The sequence below is a fragment of the Vibrio penaeicida genome, assembly GCF_002933855.1.
Lineage (GTDB): Bacteria > Pseudomonadota > Gammaproteobacteria > Enterobacterales > Vibrionaceae > Vibrio > Vibrio penaeicida_A.
Map to the genome: position 1 here is coordinate 55,764 of NZ_BFAQ01000015.1, position 17,918 is coordinate 73,681.

Here is a 17,918-nt window from a genome sequence, read left to right on the forward strand (position 1 = left end):
CTAATCTGACCAGTCACAAAATCATCAAGAACATTGATTTGAAAGAGGTATGAGGCGTCAAGCTTGTGTATAGTGGCGCAAATAAAAAGGAAATGTAGCATGCCGGATATCAAACAGTTATTTAACAATAACTCTTCTTGGGCTCAAACCATCAAATCTGAAAAGCCTGAGTTTTTTACCAATCTAGCTGAAGCCCAGCACCCCGAATACCTTTGGATAGGCTGCTCTGATAGCCGTGTACCTGCTGAACAGCTGACGGGCTTAGCCTCTGGTGAATTGTTTGTTCACCGCAATGTCGCCAACCAAGTGATTCACACCGACCTAAACTGCTTATCCGTTGTGCAATACGCTGTAGATGTACTCAAGGTAAAACATATTATTGTATGTGGGCACTATGGTTGTGGTGGCGTTAATGCGGCAATAGAAAACCCTCAGCTAGGGCTTATCAATAACTGGTTGCTGCATATCCGAGATTTGTACCTAAAACACAGAAATTGGCTGGGCAGTCTCCCTCGTGAAGAATGGTCAAACAAGCTGTGTGAAATTAACGTGGCCGAACAAGTCTACAACCTCGGTAATTCCACCATCATGCAATCAGCGTGGGAGCGTGGTCAGGAAGTTCAAATTCACGGTTGGATTTACGGTATTGGCGATGGGGTACTCAATGATCTTGGTGTTCGCTGTCACAGCCGAGAATCGTTGGAAGTGTCTTATCAGGCGTCTATTGCGAAAATTTTAAATGTTGACGCCAAGAATAACGACTGATCAAATTTTTCACCCTACCTTCAGCTTGATTTCCAATTATTTAGCGTCTAAAAAAGCGGTCGAATTATCGACCGCTTTTTGTTGGCTTTTTTCTAAATAGTCATATTTTAGTTCAACAACAAAAATGCTATCAGTCCAAACCCAAGAATCAGACGGTAGATAACAAATGGCGTCATGCCCATTTTGGAAATCAGTTTCAAAAAGAAATGAATACAGATGTAAGCGCTGATGAACGAGGTCACAATACCCGTCATCAAGAACCCCATATGAACAGGCTCGCCACTGGTGACCAATTTCATGCCAAGGTAACCACCTGCCAACGTGATGATTGGAATAGACATTAAGAATGAAAAACGCGCAGCAGCTTCACGAGTAAAGCCAAGATAGAGCGCTGCTGTGATGGTAGCCCCTGAACGCGATGTACCTGGAATCATGGCTAAGGCTTGAGAAATACCGATGAAAACCGCTTTTTTCCAGTCTGCCTGATATTCGTCGTCTTTTAGTGGAGAGTTCTTATCCACCCACCAGAGCAGTAGCGCAAACACTATCGTCGTGGTCGCTATCACCCAAGCGCTACGCAAGTAGATTTCGATGATGTCTTTCATAAACAAACCAAACACGCAGGCAGGAATCGTGGCAAGAACAATCATCCATGCCAGTTTGGCTTCTTTACTTCTGTCGCCTTTAAAAATGGACGCAAACAATGCAGCAAAGAGGGTAACGACTTCTTTACGAAAATAAATAACGACAGCAAGTAACGTCCCCACGTGAACGGCAACATCAAATGCTAAGCCTTGATCTTCCCAACCTAGAATGGCAGAAGGCAAAATTAAGTGGGCAGAACTGGAAATAGGAAGGAATTCTGTTAGACCTTGAATTAAGGCCAACATAAAAGCTTCAAAATAACTCATTGATTAAAATCGCTATCAAAAGGGTTCACTGGAATCAGTGAATCTAAATTATCCATTGTTTGCCAAACCTGTGTAACGGTTCTGCCATCATTTGGGATAACTAATTGAGGGCAAAGCTCATACATAGGCTGAATAACAAACGCGTATTTATAGATGTCTTCACGTGGTAGAGATGGCGTACTGGACACGACATTACCATACAAAATAATGTCTAGATCTAATGTACGATCTTGCATTTTTTTTGCGTCAGGGTTTCGCCCCCAACGAATTTCGGCTTCTCGTAACTTAACCGCTAAATCGTCAAGATTTAACGGCGTTTTCATCTCGACGACTAAGTTATAAAAAGGACGACTTTCAAATCCAACCGAAGCACATTCATAGACAGTTGAAACACGCAATTGTTCGCCAAGTTGACGTAACTCTGACACAGCAGCTTGAACATGCTTCACTGGTTCTATATTTGATCCTACACCTATATAGGTGGTGATCATGCCTGACCTCGCTCGATCACAACGCCAACGCTTTTTGCTTGAGGAACCGCACCAGGTTTAGCTAGACGAATTTTCACCCATGGCACTGAAAAGCGTGACATGATGATGTCGGCCACTTCTTCAGCGACACGCTCAACCAACAAAAATCGCCCATTTTCGATATGCTCTAATACCGCTCCGCTCACTTGAGCGTAATCAAGGGCATCGGCTACATCATCACTCTTACCAGCTGGTTGGTTATCATGTGCCATTTCGATATCTAGAACCAATTTTTGTTTTATTTCTTGTTCCCAGTCGTAAACCCCAATAGTGGTAATCACTTCCAATTGTTCGATGAATACTTTGTCTAAAGCCATTATTCTTCCTTTATCGTTTACAGGTCGGATACCCATTTGAGGTAAAAACCCGTAGAATATACTCGATTTTCCTAACCTAATCAGCATTACTTTTGGTGAATTAAGGACAAGCATGACACCCACTGCACTCATCATGATCATCTCTGCCTATCTGTTAGGTTCGATCTCTAGTGCCGTTTTAATTTGCCGCTTGTTCCGAATCCCAGACCCTCGAACGACAGGTTCCCATAACCCTGGTGCGACCAATGTACTCAGAAGTGGTTCTAAGTTTGCTGCGGTATCAGTATTGCTGATCGATATGCTCAAAGGCACCGTTCCTGTTTGGCTAAGTTGGTACCTTGGGGTAGAAGATGTCATTTTAGGCATAGTCGCAATTGCCGCTTGCTTAGGTCATATGTATCCGCTGTTTTTTCATTTTAGAGGTGGAAAAGGTGTTGCGACGGCACTGGGTTCAATGGCACCCATGGGGCTAGGTTTAATGGGAATGTTAATGGCAACGTGGGTAACGGTTGTCTTTTTTACTCGCTATTCTTCTGTTGCATCTATTCTAACTACGCTAATTGCGCCGCTTTATACATGGTGGTTTAGGCCGGAATACACACTTCCTGTCTCTATGTTGTGCTGCCTAATTATTTTACGTCATCATCAAAACATTAAGCGTTTATATGAAGGTACGGAACCAAAAGTTGGTGACCGCACCTCCTCATCTAAAGCTTAACCGTGCACTCAATTTTAACCGTAGACTCTATTTAAGAAGCTAATCAGTTTTTCATTAACAAAACTTGGTTGCTCTAGGTTACTGATATGACCCGCATTAGGGATAACCGTTAATTCACTACCTGTAATAGCATCTTGCATCAAATACGATTCGAAGACAGGTCTTGGCTTATCTTGATCGCCCACCATAATCAGTGTGGGTAAAGCAAACTTCTCAATCTCTTCAAACTGATCACGGCGGCCAAATACAACTCGCCCTACTTGAGTAACATCAACAGCCGCTTTACCTTGCAATCGAGAAAGTGATTGACGGAAATTTGCGACCAATTCAGGGTTCTCAACTTTCGCATCTTTGGCGAAAAACAAAGGTACGATTGCTTCCAAGATAGGTTCAGGTATCGATTTGGCGAGCGCGATACCATCCAGCATTCCAAAATATTTGGCGTGTGTAATTTCCGGCTCCAGACCAACAAATGAGTCCATAATCACCAAAGCCTTCACTCGAGATGGGGCTAATGTGACAACTTCGGTTCCCCACATTCCGCCGACAGACAGCCCAATAAGACTGAACTCTTCAATCTCCAAACTATCCATTAGTGACAAAACATCTGACGCGTAGTCTTGAAGTGTGGAGGTTTGCTGCGGCAAGGCTTCGGACTTACCGTGTGCCCATAAGTCCGGCACGATACAACGATATTGCTGACTCAATACCTCGATTTGAGGTGCCCACATATTGCTATCCCACAGATAGCTGTGTCCAAACAGTAAAACTGGGCCTTGACCCACGTCTTGATAATGCATGGTTTGACCATGACGGGTGAAAGTAGGCATAGGAATCCTTTAGAAAATGCATCCCAAATAACATCCTAATTAAAGGAAGCTTGGGAACTTACAGAAACGACCAGTTATCAGCTGGTCGCTATATGTGAATCACTTAGTAATCATGAATGTATCGGTTCTAGCTGATCAATTGGCCAACGTGGCTTAGCTGAAACAGATAAATCTGCAATCTCGTCATTCTTAAGACGCTGCATACCAGCATAAGCAATCATGGCACCATTATCGGTGCAGAACTCGGTACGTGGGTAATACACTTCCCCACCAATTTTATTGGCTAACGTTTCGAGATCAGCACGTAATTGTTTGTTTGCACTCACTCCACCCGCAATAACAATGCGCTTCATGCCCGTTTGTTCTAGTGCTCGCTTGCACTTAATCACTAAGGTTGCGCATACCGCTTCTTGAAACGCATAAGCGATGTCGGCGCGGGTTTGATCATCATTATCGTTAGCCGCTATCGTATTGGCCGCGAATGTTTTAAGACCGGAGAAGCTCATGTCCAGCCCCGGGCGATCAGTCATCGGACGAGGGAATTTAAATCGCCCCGGAGTTCCGTTTTCCGCCAAACGAGAAAGCAATGGACCACCTGGGTAATCTAGCCCCATTAATTTGGCGGTTTTATCAAACGCTTCACCCGCAGCGTCATCAATCGATTCACCCAGAATTTGGTACTCACCAATGCTTTTCACTTCCACCATCATGGTGTGTCCACCAGAAACCAGCAGAGCAACAAAAGGAAATGGAGGTGGATTATCTTCCAGCATTGGTGCCAACAAGTGACCTTCCATATGGTGCACTGGAACGGCTGGCACTCCCCATGCGTAGGCTACGCTGCGGCCAATCGTTGCACCTACTAATAGAGCCCCGACCAAACCAGGTCCGGCTGTGTATGCGACGCCATCAATGTCTTTTGATGTTAACCCTGCTTCTTTTAGCGCTTCTTTAATCAATGGAATGGTTTTCTTGACATGATCTCGGGAAGCAAGCTCTGGCACCACTCCACCGTAATCGGCGTGAAGTTTAACTTGGCTATATAGCTTATGACTTAAAAGCCCTTTATGGTCATCGTAAATGGCGATGCCTGTTTCGTCGCAGGACGTCTCTATACCTAAAATGCGCATTACGTTCTCAGTATTAGCTAGAATTGCGGCAAGTTTACCGCTACGAAAAAAAATTAACCAGTTCTGACGGCGATAATACTTTACAAAGGGTAACTGATCAGATTAAAATTCCGCACCATTTTTGATCAAGCTGGTTAAAGACCCTTCAGACTACTGATGGGTTGGTAAGGTACCAGCATTAACGAATAACCCCTGAGGTGAAAGGCATATGCCAGTAGTTAAAGTACGTGAAAACGAACCGTTCGACGTAGCTCTACGTCGTTTTAAGCGCTCTTGCGAAAAAGCAGGTATTCTTTCTGAAGTGCGTCGTCGTGAGCACTATGAGAAACCAACTACAGTTCGCAAACGCGCTAAAGCAGCAGCTCAAAAGCGTCACGCTAAGAAGCTAGCTCGCGAAAACGCACGTCGCGTTCGCCTGTACTAATAACTTGCTCCAAAAGGATTAAGTTATGGCTCTAATTGATAAACTCAAAGATGAGCAAAAATTAGCGATGAAAGCCAAGGACAAACCGCGCCTTGGCACAATTCGTTTAGCTCTATCAGCCATTAAGCAACGTGAAGTCGATGAACGGATTACTCTGTCAGACGACGATATTCTTGCTGTGCTGACCAAAATGGTTAAACAACGTCGCGATTCAGTCGCTCAATTTGAATCTGCTGGTCGTCAAGATCTTGCAGACGCGGAGAAAACTGAAATCAATGTACTAGAGGACTTTATGCCTCAACCGCTAACCGAAGAAGAAGTAGCTGCACTGATTGATGCTGCTATTACTGAATCAAAACCAGCGGGCATGCAAGACATGGGTAAAGTGATGGGTGTTCTGAAACCGCAAATTCAAGGGCGCGCAGATATGGGTAAAGTCAGCGGACTCGTTCGCTCTAAATTGGCTTAAACCCAAATCAAATTGCAACAAGCCGTGCTATCCTCTGGAGTGCACGGCTTGTTTGTATCTGCAAGCCTCTTCTTTTCTTTGATTCAATACTCTGGTTTTTATGGCAGGACAGATCCCTCGTTCTTTTATTGATGACCTCCTCGCACGGCTTGATATCGTCGATATCGTCGACGCTCGAGTGAAGCTGAAAAAGAAAGGCAAAAACTACAGTGCTTGCTGCCCCTTCCATAACGAGAAGACCCCATCTTTTAGCGTAAGCCAAGAAAAGCAGTTCTATCACTGTTTTGGTTGTGGTGCGCATGGCAATGCCATCGACTTCCTTATGGAATACGAACGTTTAGAGTTTGTTGAAACCATTGAAGAACTCGCTTCCTATCTTGGACTGGAAGTGCCAAGAGAACAGCGAAGCGGAGGTGGCTTCAGCTCAGCTCCAAAAGCCAACACGGAGCAAAAGCGTAACCTTTACGACATGATGGGCAGCATTGCGCAGTTTTATCGCTCTCAATTAAAACTATCAAGTAGCAAGCATGCCATTGAGTACTTAAAAGACCGCGGTCTTTCAAAAGAAATCGTTCAAAAGTTCGGAATCGGTTATGTCGCAGATGAATGGGACTTAGTACGTAAAAACTTCGGACAATCTCAAACCAATCAAGACATGCTTGTTTCTGGTGGCATGCTGATCGAAAACGATAAGGGCAATCGCTACGACCGATTTCGTGGACGTGTCATGTTCCCGATTCGCGACAGACGTGGACGTGTTATTGGTTTTGGCGGTCGAGTCATTGGTGATGGCACACCAAAATATCTCAACTCACCAGAGACCCCAATATTCCATAAAGGTAAAGAGCTTTACGGGTTGTATGAGGTACTCCAAGCCTATCGAGAGCCGCCTCAAATACTTGTGGTTGAAGGTTACATGGATGTGGTTGCCTTGGCACAGTACGGGGTGGACTATTCCGTCGCATCGCTAGGTACATCCACCACTGGCGATCATTTGCAACTCCTGTTCCGACAAACCAATACGGTCGTCTGTTGTTACGATGGAGACAGAGCGGGTCGAGAAGCTGCTTGGAGAGCATTAGAAAATGCGCTTAGCTTTTTAAAAAGCGGTAATATTTTAAAGTTTCTTTTTCTTCCTGATGGGGAAGACCCCGACAGCTACATTAGAACACACGGCAAAGAAGCTTTTGAAGAGCAGATGAAAAATGCCGAACCTCTCTCTAATTACCTTTTTAGCAATTTACTTTCGCAAGTAGATGTCGGCAACAACGAAGGTAAAGCAGCGTTAGAAGCGTTGGCACTGCCCTTAATACATAAAGTGCCTGATACCTCTATGCAAGATCAGCTATTAAAGCTGTTGGGGCAAAAGACGGGAATTTACAAAAAGCCATCCTTACCGAAGCAGGATGGAAAGCCCTCAGCTCCTCATAGAGAAATCAAACGCACTCCAATGCGTGAAGTCATTGCCCTACTTCTGCAGAACCCACATTACGTGGAGTTAGTACCGGATTTGACCAGCGTACGGCATATTAACTTGCCTGGGTTAAGTTTATTTGAGGAAGTACTTGATAAATGCCGTTCTCATCCCAATATCAACACTGGCCAGCTACTTGAGCATTGGCGTAACGAGAAAAACGGATCACTGTTATCACGACTCGCAGGTTGGGAAGTACCACTCGAAGACGATAATCAGGAAGACATTTTCCTCGACTCACTGGATAACATTATTGCTCAGTGTGTTGAAAAACAAATTGAATCGCTACAAGCGAAAGATAGAAGTGTCGGCCTAACACCCGACGAAAAAAGAGAGCTCGTCGCTCTAATGCTGGACTTAAAGGCATAGATAACCACCATGTAGCGGTGAAATTATGTGCTAAGTTATCATAGTCATCAGCTATTTTTTTTGATAAAATTGGCGGTTTGCATTTCGCAAAACTAAACTCATCACCAGACCTGAAGTTGGATATCGTCTATGGATCAAAATCCGCAGTCACAGCTAAAAATACTTGTTATTAAAGGCAAGGAAAAAGGCTATCTGACCTACGCCGAAGTAAATGACCACCTACCTCAAGAGATTGTCGATTCTGAACAGGTAGAAGACATCATTCAGATGATCAACGATATGGGTATCAAAGTAGTTGAAACTGCTCCTGATGCTGATGATCTAGCACTGAACGATGACACAAACATCACCGATGAAGATGCGGCTGAAGCTGCAGCTGCAGCACTTTCTAGCGTAGAAAGTGAAATTGGTCGCACCACAGACCCTGTCCGTATGTATATGCGTGAAATGGGTACTGTAGAACTATTGACTCGTGAAGGCGAGATCGATATTGCAAAACGCATTGAAGATGGTATTAACCAAGTTCAGTGTTCAGTTGCAGAATACCCAGGAACGATTTCTTATGTACTTGAGCAGTTTGACAAAGTTCAAGCCGAAGAATTGCGCCTGACCGACATCATTTCTGGTTTTGTTGATCCTAACGACGAAGAAACTGCAGCGCCGACTGCAACACACATCGGTTCAGAGCTTGCAGAGAAAGATCTGGAAGACGAAGACAAAGACGAAGCTGATTCTGACGACGACGATGATGAAGAAGAAGATACAGGTATTGATCCGGAGCTAGCCGCAGATAAATTCTCTGAGCTACGCAACGCTTACCAAAACCTTCAACTTGAAATCAACGAACAAGGTCGCGATGTTGCTCTAGCGGGTGAAACTGCGACAGAGCTACTTGATATTTTCCGTCAGTTCCGTTTGATTCCAAAACAGTTTGATTACCTTGTAAATGAGCTTCGCACTTCTATGGATCGCGTACGCACACAAGAGCGCTTAATTATGCGTTCGTGTGTTGAATACGGTGACATGCCAAAGAAATCTTTTGTTGCTCTGTTTACAGGTAATGAATCTTCAGAAGCGTGGTTAGATGAAGTATTGTCTTCAGACAAACCATACGCAGCGAAGATTAAACGCAACGAAGAAGAAATTCGCCGTAGCATCTTGAAGCTAAAAACCATTGAAGAGGAAACGTCTCTTCCGGTTCAAAGCATTAAAGACATCAGCCGTCGCATGTCAATTGGCGAAGCGAAAGCTCGTCGTGCGAAAAAAGAGATGGTTGAAGCAAACTTGCGTCTTGTTATTTCTATCGCGAAGAAATACACCAACCGTGGTCTACAGTTCTTGGATTTGATTCAAGAAGGTAATATCGGTCTGATGAAAGCGGTAGATAAGTTCGAATACCGCCGTGGTTATAAGTTCTCTACTTACGCCACATGGTGGATTCGTCAGGCAATTACACGTTCAATCGCTGACCAGGCACGTACAATCCGTATCCCTGTTCACATGATTGAAACGATCAACAAGTTGAATCGTATCTCTCGTCAAATGCTTCAGGAAATGGGTCGTGAACCTCTTCCAGAAGAATTGGCAGAGCGCATGCAAATGCCTGAAGACAAGATCCGTAAAGTACTTAAGATCGCGAAAGAGCCAATCTCGATGGAAACACCTATCGGTGATGATGAAGATTCGCATCTTGGTGACTTTATCGAGGATACAACCCTTGAGCTACCGCTCGATTCTGCTACATCGACAAGTTTGCGTGTCGCAACGAAAGATGTACTAGCAGGGTTAACACCTCGTGAAGCAAAAGTACTTCGTATGCGTTTTGGTATTGATATGAATACCGACCATACACTTGAAGAAGTGGGTAAGCAGTTTGACGTAACACGTGAACGTATTCGTCAGATTGAAGCAAAAGCACTTCGCAAGCTTCGTCACCCAAGCCGCTCGGAAACACTTCGCAGCTTCTTGGACGAGTAATAAAAACTCAAATATGTATAAAAGGTGAGCACTTGCTCACCTTTTCTGTTTCTAGTGTTCTAAGTGCGCAAAAACTAGACATAAATTACCCCCTCACTATCTAGACACACCCTTAGGCTTCCCCTATAATCATCCACCTACTGGCCCCTTAGCTCAGTGGTTAGAGCAGTCGACTCATAATCGATTGGTCCGCAGTTCAAGTCTGCGAGGGGCCACCATATACAGAAAAGCCTGAGAGTGAGTTCACTTCTCAGGCTTTTTGCTATTTTGGCTTCCTATTTTTGGAAAAGCCTTCCCTAAAAGACATTCATTTCTGTATCCACTGCGCTGCATTGGCTTTATGGAAAGAAAGAGTCGAACCATTCGGCACATCAATAAAACGATCTGCTAGCGAACCAACACCTATGCTGAGAACTCCAGTGTATGCATTCGCAACACGCTTCACTGAAATTCGTCCAGACGTTGAAAGCATTGAAACCTCCGTATCCACCACTTCATCAAGAAGCTCGGCGTGATTCAATGTAATTACTTGAGCCGCACTACTTTTTGAGCCTGCATTTGCAACATTATTTAAGCTAACATTGACCACTGAGTTCGATATAGAACGGTGATCAAATACCTCATCGACAAGCTCACCATGGCTAATGCTAAGCACATCAACTGTCTTTGCATTACCAGAGTGTTTTAAATCTATAGAAATATGTGCAGAAGACACATCCTGTGTATCCAAAGTTTCATCAAGGAGCTCCCCTTGATGAATCTCAATCTCTTTTGCATTGCTATTCGCTGTATCTGAAATCTCTATATTCGCTCTTGAGTGCTTGAAGTGTCGCTCAATATCAAACACTTCATCAACAAGCTCTCCCCATTCGATATAAGTTTTTCCACCTCCGAAGACGTTTCCAGAATCTTCAATTTCAATGGATACGCCAGAATGGTTTACCTCACCGGCATCTATGGATTCATCCAATAGCTCTCCGTATTTTATTGTGGTGTTGAATGCGTTGGAGTTGGCACTTTCTTCAATATCTACCGACACCAAAGAATGTTCGAGTTTTTCGATATCCATCACCTCATCAATCAATTCACCTTGAAGAATAAACACGTCTTGATGCGTTGCGCTATTTCCTGACTCTTCAACGGAAATGGAAATATTCGAGTGCTTAATGTGGTTGGCATCCAAGACTTCGTCTAAAAGCTCCCCTTCATGAATATGCAGCTTTGTACCACTGACATTGGCCACATTTTCTAGAGAAATAGAAACTAAGCTATGCTGCACGTTAGCCGTATCTAACACTTCATCCACCAGCTCTCCGTCTATTACCCGTAAACTATCGACATACGCATTCCCAACGTCTTCCAAGATGAGGTTAATCACGGAACTCGAAAAACTTTGCGTATCGACACTTTCATCGGAAAGCTCCCCATCAAAGATATGCAGCTCTTTCGCTCTAACATTTGCTACGTTTTCTTTTTCCACTAAAACGCTAGAGATTCCCAAGGTGTAATCGATGTTCTCATCTTCTAGTTGCCCATCTCGAATGTAAACGCGGCTTGAATTAGTACCATAAACGTTCGCTGTGTCTTCTAAATCCAATTGCAAACAACCAAAATGAATATGGGAGTGCTTTCCATCTCTAGGCTTATTGATGACTTCTTCAAATAAACTGGCTTTGCCAATATGAAGCTCTGAGTCTGCTGCTGTTAGGTACACATTCGCAGAAGATTCGACATTGACTTGAATTTGAGCACCTTCTTTCACATCACCATGAATGATGTCAGAAATGAGTGCGGGAGTGGCTATATCGGGTTCTGGGATTACAGGGGCGGGTGGCTGAACGCTATTTGGAATGCCTTCAGGGAGCTCCTCTCCCATCACGAGTTTTTGGCTTACTTCGATATTGGCACTGTTCACGATATCGATTCGCAAAGATGCATTCTTTCCAACACTGCCAATAATCGTAGGAATAACCGAGTAATCAGAAATGACCTTCTCTGCCACTTTGCTATTTTTGTAATGACAGACGGCGACAGATAGCTGCTCTCCATCTTTAACCAAATAGGGTGATTGTTCGTCCCACTGAGCAACTGTACTGCCAGGGTTCTTCATAAAGATCCCTGTTCGCTTCTCACAAGATATGGGGGAAATCTCAATCGCACATTGAGACGAGTAGGCAATGTTCGGCAATAACATTGCAGCTAAAATAAGCACCGCCCTTAACTTCATAAAATCACCTTTATTTCACAAAAATAAAAGTGTAGTTGAGCCGTACACTAAATCACCTGCTCAATTGTTAGTTAAAGTAAAAGACTGTGCCAAAATACTTTTTTTCTACCTAGACAAAACAAAAGCCATGCGTCTGCATGGCTTTATAGGCAATAAATTAGTCATATATAATACAGACTTTTATTTCACGGAAGTAGCCGCCTCTGGGTTCAGCACCTTGACTTCAACGTCCTTCAATTGAGAAGGCAATGAGAGCTGAAATTCCTCAAACATCGGCGCTCTTCTACAATCGTCCGCAGATCTTAAAACACCTATTTAATCGTGACACCTAAACCTTAAACTGATGCGTGTATTCACTCAGGTTTTCAGCGGATTGGGCAACTTCTTGGCTGGCTCCAGATAACTGTTCGGCACTGGCGGCAGTTTGCATAGATGCCTCACTGATGCGTAACACGCTCTGATTGACCTCTTCCGTTACTTGAGATTGTTGCTCAGAGGCGGCTGAAACTTGCGTCATCATGTCGTCTATTTGCTCTATAGACTCTGTTATCTCAATAAATGCCTGTCTAGTCCGATCGGACAACTCTGCAGTGATATTGGCTTGTTCTTCACTTTTCGCCATATTACTTGTCGCAGAGTCCGCGGCTTTTTGAACAGCGGTGATCATAGTTTGAATATCAGAAGCGGACGTTTGTGTGCGCTGAGCAAGAGTTCTAACTTCATCGGCAACGACGGCAAAACCTCTTCCGGCTTCACCAGCACGAGCCGCTTCAATGGCAGCATTCAGCGCGAGAAGGTTGGTTTGCTCAGCAATTTCTTGAATCACAGTAAGCACGTGACCAATTTCACCACTCTTACTCTTGAGCACAAGCATGTTTTCGTTAGTGGATTTCACATCTTCAACTAGTTGGCTCAAGGCTGCTTCGCTATCGGTTAATACCTTCTGACCTGAGTCGCTCTTTGTGTGGGCACCTTGAGCGGCACTTGCAGCACCGGCAGTACTTCTGGAAACATCCGCTATCGTGCTCGACATTTGATTGATAGCTGTCGCGACCATTTCAGTATCCTGATGTTGATGACTTACCGCCGTCGTCGTTTGCTCTGATGCAACGGATGTTTCTTCCGCTGTCGATGCTAATGTATTCGCTGCCTGTTGGATATGAGCAATGAGTGCTGTCAATTTTTCAGACATATCACGCAATGCGCCATACAGTGTTTCGGAAGAGATTTTCTGATCAAAATGATGCGTTAAGTCACCATTAGCAATTTGCCGAGCCAATTGAATCATTTCTTTAGGTTCACCGCCAAGAGGTCGCTTAATGGTATTCGCGAGATAGATAGCAAAGCCAACAGTGAGTACAACGGTAATAGCCAGCAGAGTCCAGATGCTTGTACGAATGGTATTCACTGCCGAAAAAGCTTCAGACTCATCAACTTCCACCACCAATGCCCAAGTAAAGTCACCAATATCTAAAGACGAATAGGAAGAAAGGACACGATTGCCATTATAGTCTTCAATGATTTTATCTCCGGACTTGCCTTGTAGTGCCTCCATTGTGGCTTCTGTTTTAACGCCATTGTTTTTCACGTTCCCTGCAAATGAGGCGCTTACTGTCCTACCTTCTGGATCTAAAAACGAGTCGGATCGCATACGAAAGTCTTGTCCAACTAAATACGACTCTCCGGTCTCCCCCATTCCTGTTCTTAGCTGCATGACGTTATTGATCGCATCTATCGATAACTGAAGTGCAACCACCATTACGGTGTTGCCTTGGTTATCCAAAACTGGCTGACCAATAAACGCAGCAGGGTCGCCATTCGATGGCGCGTAAGGTTCGAAGTCCGCGATGTGATATTGCTGGTTATCCAACACTTTTCGAGTGAGTTCACCTAAATTTGAACCTGAATACTCACCTGTCAGAATGTTGGATTGGTAGTCCGATTCTTTTGCTACGGTATAAAAAACTTCACCGTTTGGTTCGATTAAGAAGAGATCATAGTAGCCATACTTTTCTATGTACTGACTATAAAAATCTATGCCGCTATTGTTTTTGGGCACAAATGATTCGGCAACATCTTTTTCAGTCACCATAACCCAACTCAGTTCATCTGAAACATTGATGATGTCCCACACAGACAATACCAAGTTGCCGTTATAATCTTTGAATATGCCTTGTCCGCTTTGACCTTCAAGCCCCATCTCTACAGCATCGGTATTTACTTGGGTGTTGTTTTTGAAAGACGCAACAACAGAATGCCCTGTGGGATCGAGCTTGGAGTCAGAACGCATGAGCTTATCAGGACCGACTAAATAGGTTTCCCCTGTGCTCCCCATTCCCTGTGATTGGCTAACAATGTGGTTAATCTTGTTAATGGGGAATTGAAGCGCTACATACCCAGCCACATTGCCTGATATGTCTTTGACTGCAGAAAGAAAGAAGCCAGCAGGTTCATTATTAGAAGGTTCGTAGAGGGTAAAATCCCCCACCACAACTTGCCCTTCATCGATGTTCTTATCTACCGCTTGGCGATATGCCTTTGCTAAACCCGAATGCGTTAACATCTCCGAGTCTAAGTTTTGCCCAAGATCCGATTCACGAGCGCTGGTGTACATGATTTGCCCATTTGGCGTAATCATGAATACGTCATACCATCCAAAATGCTTTACATAGGCATCGATTTCATCTTGAAACATAATGGCATGAAATTCCCACATCCCATCTCCGTAGGAAGCATGTGAAAACATCTGTAGGGCTTCTTCAGCCATCTTTGATTCTGCAAGAAGAGATAACCCCGATTTGAGTTGTTCTAAGTAATCAACAAGCTGTTGTTTTTGAGATTGATTAACGGCGCTGAGCTTTCGAAAGGCTTCTAGCTGCAAGGTATTGGCGACTTCAGTAAGAACATCCATATCCCCTTCGCGCTCTTTAAAGAAGTTTTCTATTTGCGATTGCTTAATACTTCGAACCGTATCCAATTGATCATATGAACGCTCTCTTAGCGCCTCTTCTGCCAATCCAGATGACCATAAGCCTAAAATTAAAGCTGGAATAAGCCCAATAAAAAGAAGCGCGCCAATAATGACGTTTGAAAGTTTAAATTTGTTGATGAATCGTCCCATGATAACTCCGCTGAATCCGCTTATCCAAGCCAGCTTTTACACTTCTAATGACGCTTAACTGATTGGAAATCAAAAACATCATCGTGCGGTAAAAATATTTATATCAGTAGGTATGAGACCTAATTAATAATCAAGTTTCAATAAGCAGACACACGTTGAAACATTTTTATTATCAACAATTTATTTAATATTTTTTTACACCATCATTTCGAAAAATGAAAAGCACAAATGCCAAATGTAATGAGGCATGGAAACTAAATATTTAAGAAAGATAAAAGATAAAAGGCAACTAGATGGAAGAGCTAGGAATAAATATAAGAAGAGGTAAATTGGCGAGCAAGAAATCTTAACATGCCCGCCATCCAAGCAGCAGTAAGCGAGATATCATTATGTTGTACTAATGTGGAAATGGGCTTATCTCATGAGCCACATTTCTAAATTAGCATATTCAAATATAAGTGCGTTGAATTATTCAGTATTTTGCGACTGAGTTATTTTTTAGCGTTTCAAAATTTATCATTGTTACATTTTTACATACTTTTGCTGATTATCGTGTCCAAGCAAGAAGATCAAATATGATCTTACAACCTCTATCCAATCTACATTGTCACTTTTTCGACTTGTAATCGAAGCCAAATTGTCACTTCTTCGTCATAGCATAACCTCGTCTGCTCAGAAATGTGTAGGCATAAGGTTCGTTCAATCACGTACCTAAATAAGTAAGTTCATCAATAGATTGGGTAGTTAAAGCTCATTAGCTGCAAATGGTTGAACTCCCCAAGCTTACGTTCTTAAAAATTGAATAGAGGTTCGTATGACAGTAAGCAGTCCATTCAAAATCCCAAGGAAAACCCCATTTGGAATTGGCGAAGCCGTTGCAGAGTGGGCAACAGGCCTCACTCAACTCGACAAATTCTATGCTCAGCGTCCAGCAGAATGTAATACAGCACAGTTTCTACGTTTCACATTGGAGAGGTTGGGGATTGAATATCGGCTATTACAAGGCACACTAGAAAGAGTTCCGAAATCGGGAGCAACCGTTGTGGTTGCTAACCACCCACTTGGCTGTGTCGAAGGGGTAATACTGGCTGAGCTCCTTCTTACTATTCGACCTGATGTTCAGATTTTGGCAAACCAGTATCTTAAAACGGTTCCAGAATTGGATAAGCTATTCATTGGTGTGGATGTATTTGAAGGCCGAGAGGCTCACAAAGCCAACCTCAAAGCATTACGTCAAGCGCACCGACACTTAGCCAATGAGGGGATTCTGCTGGTTTTCCCTGCGGGAGAAGTATCTCGCATAGAAAGAAAACGCACAAAAGCACAAATACAAGACAAAGAGTGGAGCCGCTCTGTCAGCTCTCTTATCAAAAAGAACAAAGCCGCTACAGTGCCATGCTTTATTGATGGTCAAAACTCTCGTCGCTTCTACATGGCTGGAAAGATTCATCCCTTGCTTCGTACGCTAATGCTAGGACGAGAGCTACTGAACAAACGTGAATGTAAAATCGGAATCAGTATTGGCGAACCCATTCAATACAAAGAAATTCACTCCCTTTGCGATTCTCAATTGATCAATTATCTGCGCCTAAATACTTATCTTTTGAAACCAGCAAACTCAATCAAGCACTATTCCTCTCATTCAACACTCGGAAAAGCGTATAACAATGCTGCTCCAATTGCGCCTCAGCTTCCTGTGCACGAACTATTAGACGATCTGAAAAACCTTCCAGATGAAGCGCATCTTTTGGATAGTAATCAGTTCTCTGTATATTGTTGCCACTCAAAACGTATCCCTGCCCTTTTACATGAAATCGGCCGGATGAGAGAAGAAAACTTCCGGCTCGTAGGAGAAGGTACGGGTCGAGATCTAGATTTAGATGCGTTTGATAAGGAATATCTACATTTGTTTGTTTGGGACAATGATGCCAAGTGCTTAGTCGGTGCCTATCGCCTAGGCATCGTGGATTATTTGATGCAAAAAGGTGGGCTCAATGCACTCTATTCCCGAACGCTGTTCCAGTATAAACATCAGTTCATTCAAAAAATGAGCAAGAACGGTAAGTGCATTGAAATGGGCCGCTCGGTTATCGCAAAAGATTATCAACGCAGCATGAGCGCTCTATTATTACTATGGAAAGGGATTGGCGCATACATTCAACGAAACCCAGAATACACCCACCTCTTTGGTCCAGTCAGTATCAGTAATGACTACAGTGACAAAGCGAGAAAGCTGCTTGCTGAAACAATGACGATGCACCATTACGATACGGATAGCGCACATTATGTTAAGCCCACCAACCCTCTGAAAAATGAAAGCAGCGTGTGGAACCCTAGCATGCTTACTGCTCTTGGGGATCTTCAGCTACTCTCTAGAGTGATCGCTAGAATAGATGATGGGAAAACGTTACCCGTACTGCTGCGCCAATATCTTGCTCTTAACGGAAAGTTAGTCAGCTTCAATGTTGATCCTGCATTCAACAATGCGCTTGACGGCCTAATCCTTGTTGATCTTCGAAATGTTCCAATAAAAACATTGGCAAGGTATATGGGGCTAGAAAACGCTCGGGGCTACCTAACTCGGCATAAAGTTAATCAATGCGATTAGGTATTATTAAAACTCATAAATCAGTACTAAATTGGATTATAGGAGCTC

General features: G+C 43.5%; 14 protein-coding genes and 1 tRNA gene. 8 read left to right on the forward strand and 7 right to left on the reverse strand.

Going from position 1 to position 17,918, the window contains the following annotated elements; genetic code table 11:
* The first annotated feature begins 99 nt into the window (after nucleotides 1-99).
* Nucleotides 100-765, forward strand: coding sequence for a carbonate dehydratase (can, locus tag VPNCDNU1_RS08500; RefSeq protein WP_104399950.1), 666 nt, complete (start codon nucleotides 100-102; stop codon nucleotides 763-765).
* Between the two features lie 107 nt (nucleotides 766-872).
* Here can and VPNCDNU1_RS08505 read toward each other — a convergent pair whose 3' ends face one another.
* The 3 genes from VPNCDNU1_RS08505 to folB are packed head-to-tail and all read right to left on the reverse strand — an operon-like array spanning nucleotide 873 to nucleotide 2,523.
* Nucleotides 873-1,676 carry an undecaprenyl-diphosphate phosphatase gene (locus VPNCDNU1_RS08505; protein WP_104399951.1) on the reverse strand — a complete coding sequence of 268 codons (804 nt, stop codon included), beginning with the start codon at nucleotides 1,674-1,676 and terminating at the stop codon, nucleotides 873-875.
* A complete protein-coding gene (gene folK, locus VPNCDNU1_RS08510; protein ID WP_104399952.1) occupies nucleotides 1,673-2,167 on the reverse strand; it encodes a 2-amino-4-hydroxy-6-hydroxymethyldihydropteridine diphosphokinase in 495 nt (164 codons plus the stop codon). The genes VPNCDNU1_RS08505 and folK overlap by 4 nt, the downstream gene beginning before the upstream one ends.
* Nucleotides 2,164-2,523: a bifunctional dihydroneopterin aldolase/7,8-dihydroneopterin epimerase gene (gene folB / locus VPNCDNU1_RS08515; RefSeq protein ID WP_104399953.1), complete on the reverse strand. Its 360-nt coding sequence runs from the start codon at nucleotides 2,521-2,523 to the stop codon at nucleotides 2,164-2,166. The genes folK and folB overlap by 4 nt, the downstream gene beginning before the upstream one ends.
* A gap of 112 nt (nucleotides 2,524-2,635) precedes the next feature.
* Between folB and plsY the strand changes: the two genes are divergently transcribed.
* Entirely contained in the window at nucleotides 2,636-3,241 is a 606-nt protein-coding gene (gene plsY, locus VPNCDNU1_RS08520) for a glycerol-3-phosphate 1-O-acyltransferase PlsY (RefSeq protein WP_104399954.1), read from the forward strand.
* Nucleotides 3,242-3,255: 14 nt separating this feature from the next.
* Here plsY and VPNCDNU1_RS08525 read toward each other — a convergent pair whose 3' ends face one another.
* Together VPNCDNU1_RS08525 and tsaD are read right to left on the reverse strand one after the other, a co-directional pair.
* Entirely contained in the window at nucleotides 3,256-4,071 is an 816-nt protein-coding gene (locus tag VPNCDNU1_RS08525; protein WP_104399955.1) for an alpha/beta fold hydrolase, read from the reverse strand.
* 110 nt (nucleotides 4,072-4,181) lie between these two features.
* Complete coding sequence (tsaD, locus tag VPNCDNU1_RS08530; RefSeq protein ID WP_104399956.1) at nucleotides 4,182-5,201, reverse strand: tRNA (adenosine(37)-N6)-threonylcarbamoyltransferase complex transferase subunit TsaD; 1,020 nt, start codon at nucleotides 5,199-5,201, stop codon at nucleotides 4,182-4,184.
* Nucleotides 5,202-5,409: 208 nt separating this feature from the next.
* On the opposite strand from tsaD, the gene rpsU reads away from it, so the two are divergent.
* The 5 genes from rpsU to VPNCDNU1_RS08555 all read left to right on the forward strand — a co-directional run bounded on the left by rpsU (nucleotide 5,410) and on the right by VPNCDNU1_RS08555 (nucleotide 10,132).
* Entirely contained in the window at nucleotides 5,410-5,625 is a 216-nt protein-coding gene (gene rpsU / locus VPNCDNU1_RS08535; protein WP_001145625.1) for a 30S ribosomal protein S21, read from the forward strand.
* A 25-nt stretch (nucleotides 5,626-5,650) separates the two neighbouring features.
* Nucleotides 5,651-6,094, forward strand: a complete 444-nt coding sequence (locus VPNCDNU1_RS08540; protein WP_104399957.1) for a GatB/YqeY domain-containing protein — start codon at nucleotides 5,651-5,653, stop codon at nucleotides 6,092-6,094.
* A gap of 100 nt (nucleotides 6,095-6,194) precedes the next feature.
* Complete coding sequence (gene dnaG, locus VPNCDNU1_RS08545) at nucleotides 6,195-7,937, forward strand: DNA primase (RefSeq protein WP_104399958.1); 1,743 nt, start codon at nucleotides 6,195-6,197, stop codon at nucleotides 7,935-7,937.
* Between the two features lie 129 nt (nucleotides 7,938-8,066).
* Nucleotides 8,067-9,914: an RNA polymerase sigma factor RpoD gene (gene rpoD / locus VPNCDNU1_RS08550; RefSeq protein WP_101113303.1), complete on the forward strand. Its 1,848-nt coding sequence runs from the start codon at nucleotides 8,067-8,069 to the stop codon at nucleotides 9,912-9,914.
* A 142-nt stretch (nucleotides 9,915-10,056) separates the two neighbouring features.
* A tRNA-Ile gene (locus tag VPNCDNU1_RS08555) sits at nucleotides 10,057-10,132 on the forward strand.
* 89 nt (nucleotides 10,133-10,221) lie between these two features.
* On the opposite strand, the gene VPNCDNU1_RS08560 is transcribed toward VPNCDNU1_RS08555, so the two are convergent.
* Nucleotides 10,222-12,141: a hypothetical protein gene (locus VPNCDNU1_RS08560; protein ID WP_104399959.1), complete on the reverse strand. Its 1,920-nt coding sequence runs from the start codon at nucleotides 12,139-12,141 to the stop codon at nucleotides 10,222-10,224.
* A gap of 328 nt (nucleotides 12,142-12,469) precedes the next feature.
* A complete protein-coding gene (locus VPNCDNU1_RS08565; RefSeq protein WP_104399960.1) occupies nucleotides 12,470-15,262 on the reverse strand; it encodes a methyl-accepting chemotaxis protein in 2,793 nt (930 codons plus the stop codon).
* An 814-nt stretch (nucleotides 15,263-16,076) separates the two neighbouring features.
* Here VPNCDNU1_RS08565 and VPNCDNU1_RS08570 point away from each other — a divergent pair.
* On the forward strand, nucleotides 16,077-17,870 hold the full coding sequence (locus tag VPNCDNU1_RS08570; protein WP_104399961.1) for a lysophospholipid acyltransferase family protein: 1,794 nt from the start codon (nucleotides 16,077-16,079) through the stop codon (nucleotides 17,868-17,870).
* Nucleotides 17,871-17,918: the final 48 nt, after the last annotated feature.

Coding starts and splice junctions, on each gene's coding strand:
- can (WP_104399950.1), top strand. CDS start 100: ATGCCGGATATCAAACAGTTATTTAACAATAACTCTTCTTGGGCTCAA.
- VPNCDNU1_RS08505 (WP_104399951.1), bottom strand. CDS start 1,676: ATGAGTTATTTTGAAGCTTTTATGTTGGCCTTAATTCAAGGTCTAACA.
- folK (WP_104399952.1), bottom strand. CDS start 2,167: ATGATCACCACCTATATAGGTGTAGGATCAAATATAGAACCAGTGAAG.
- folB (WP_104399953.1), bottom strand. CDS start 2,523: ATGGCTTTAGACAAAGTATTCATCGAACAATTGGAAGTGATTACCACT.
- plsY (WP_104399954.1), top strand. CDS start 2,636: ATGACACCCACTGCACTCATCATGATCATCTCTGCCTATCTGTTAGGT.
- VPNCDNU1_RS08525 (WP_104399955.1), bottom strand. CDS start 4,071: ATGCCTACTTTCACCCGTCATGGTCAAACCATGCATTATCAAGACGTG.
- tsaD (WP_104399956.1), bottom strand. CDS start 5,201: ATGCGCATTTTAGGTATAGAGACGTCCTGCGACGAAACAGGCATCGCC.
- rpsU (WP_001145625.1), top strand. CDS start 5,410: ATGCCAGTAGTTAAAGTACGTGAAAACGAACCGTTCGACGTAGCTCTA.
- VPNCDNU1_RS08540 (WP_104399957.1), top strand. CDS start 5,651: ATGGCTCTAATTGATAAACTCAAAGATGAGCAAAAATTAGCGATGAAA.
- dnaG (WP_104399958.1), top strand. CDS start 6,195: ATGGCAGGACAGATCCCTCGTTCTTTTATTGATGACCTCCTCGCACGG.
- rpoD (WP_101113303.1), top strand. CDS start 8,067: ATGGATCAAAATCCGCAGTCACAGCTAAAAATACTTGTTATTAAAGGC.
- VPNCDNU1_RS08560 (WP_104399959.1), bottom strand. CDS start 12,141: ATGAAGTTAAGGGCGGTGCTTATTTTAGCTGCAATGTTATTGCCGAAC.
- VPNCDNU1_RS08565 (WP_104399960.1), bottom strand. CDS start 15,262: ATGGGACGATTCATCAACAAATTTAAACTTTCAAACGTCATTATTGGC.
- VPNCDNU1_RS08570 (WP_104399961.1), top strand. CDS start 16,077: ATGACAGTAAGCAGTCCATTCAAAATCCCAAGGAAAACCCCATTTGGA.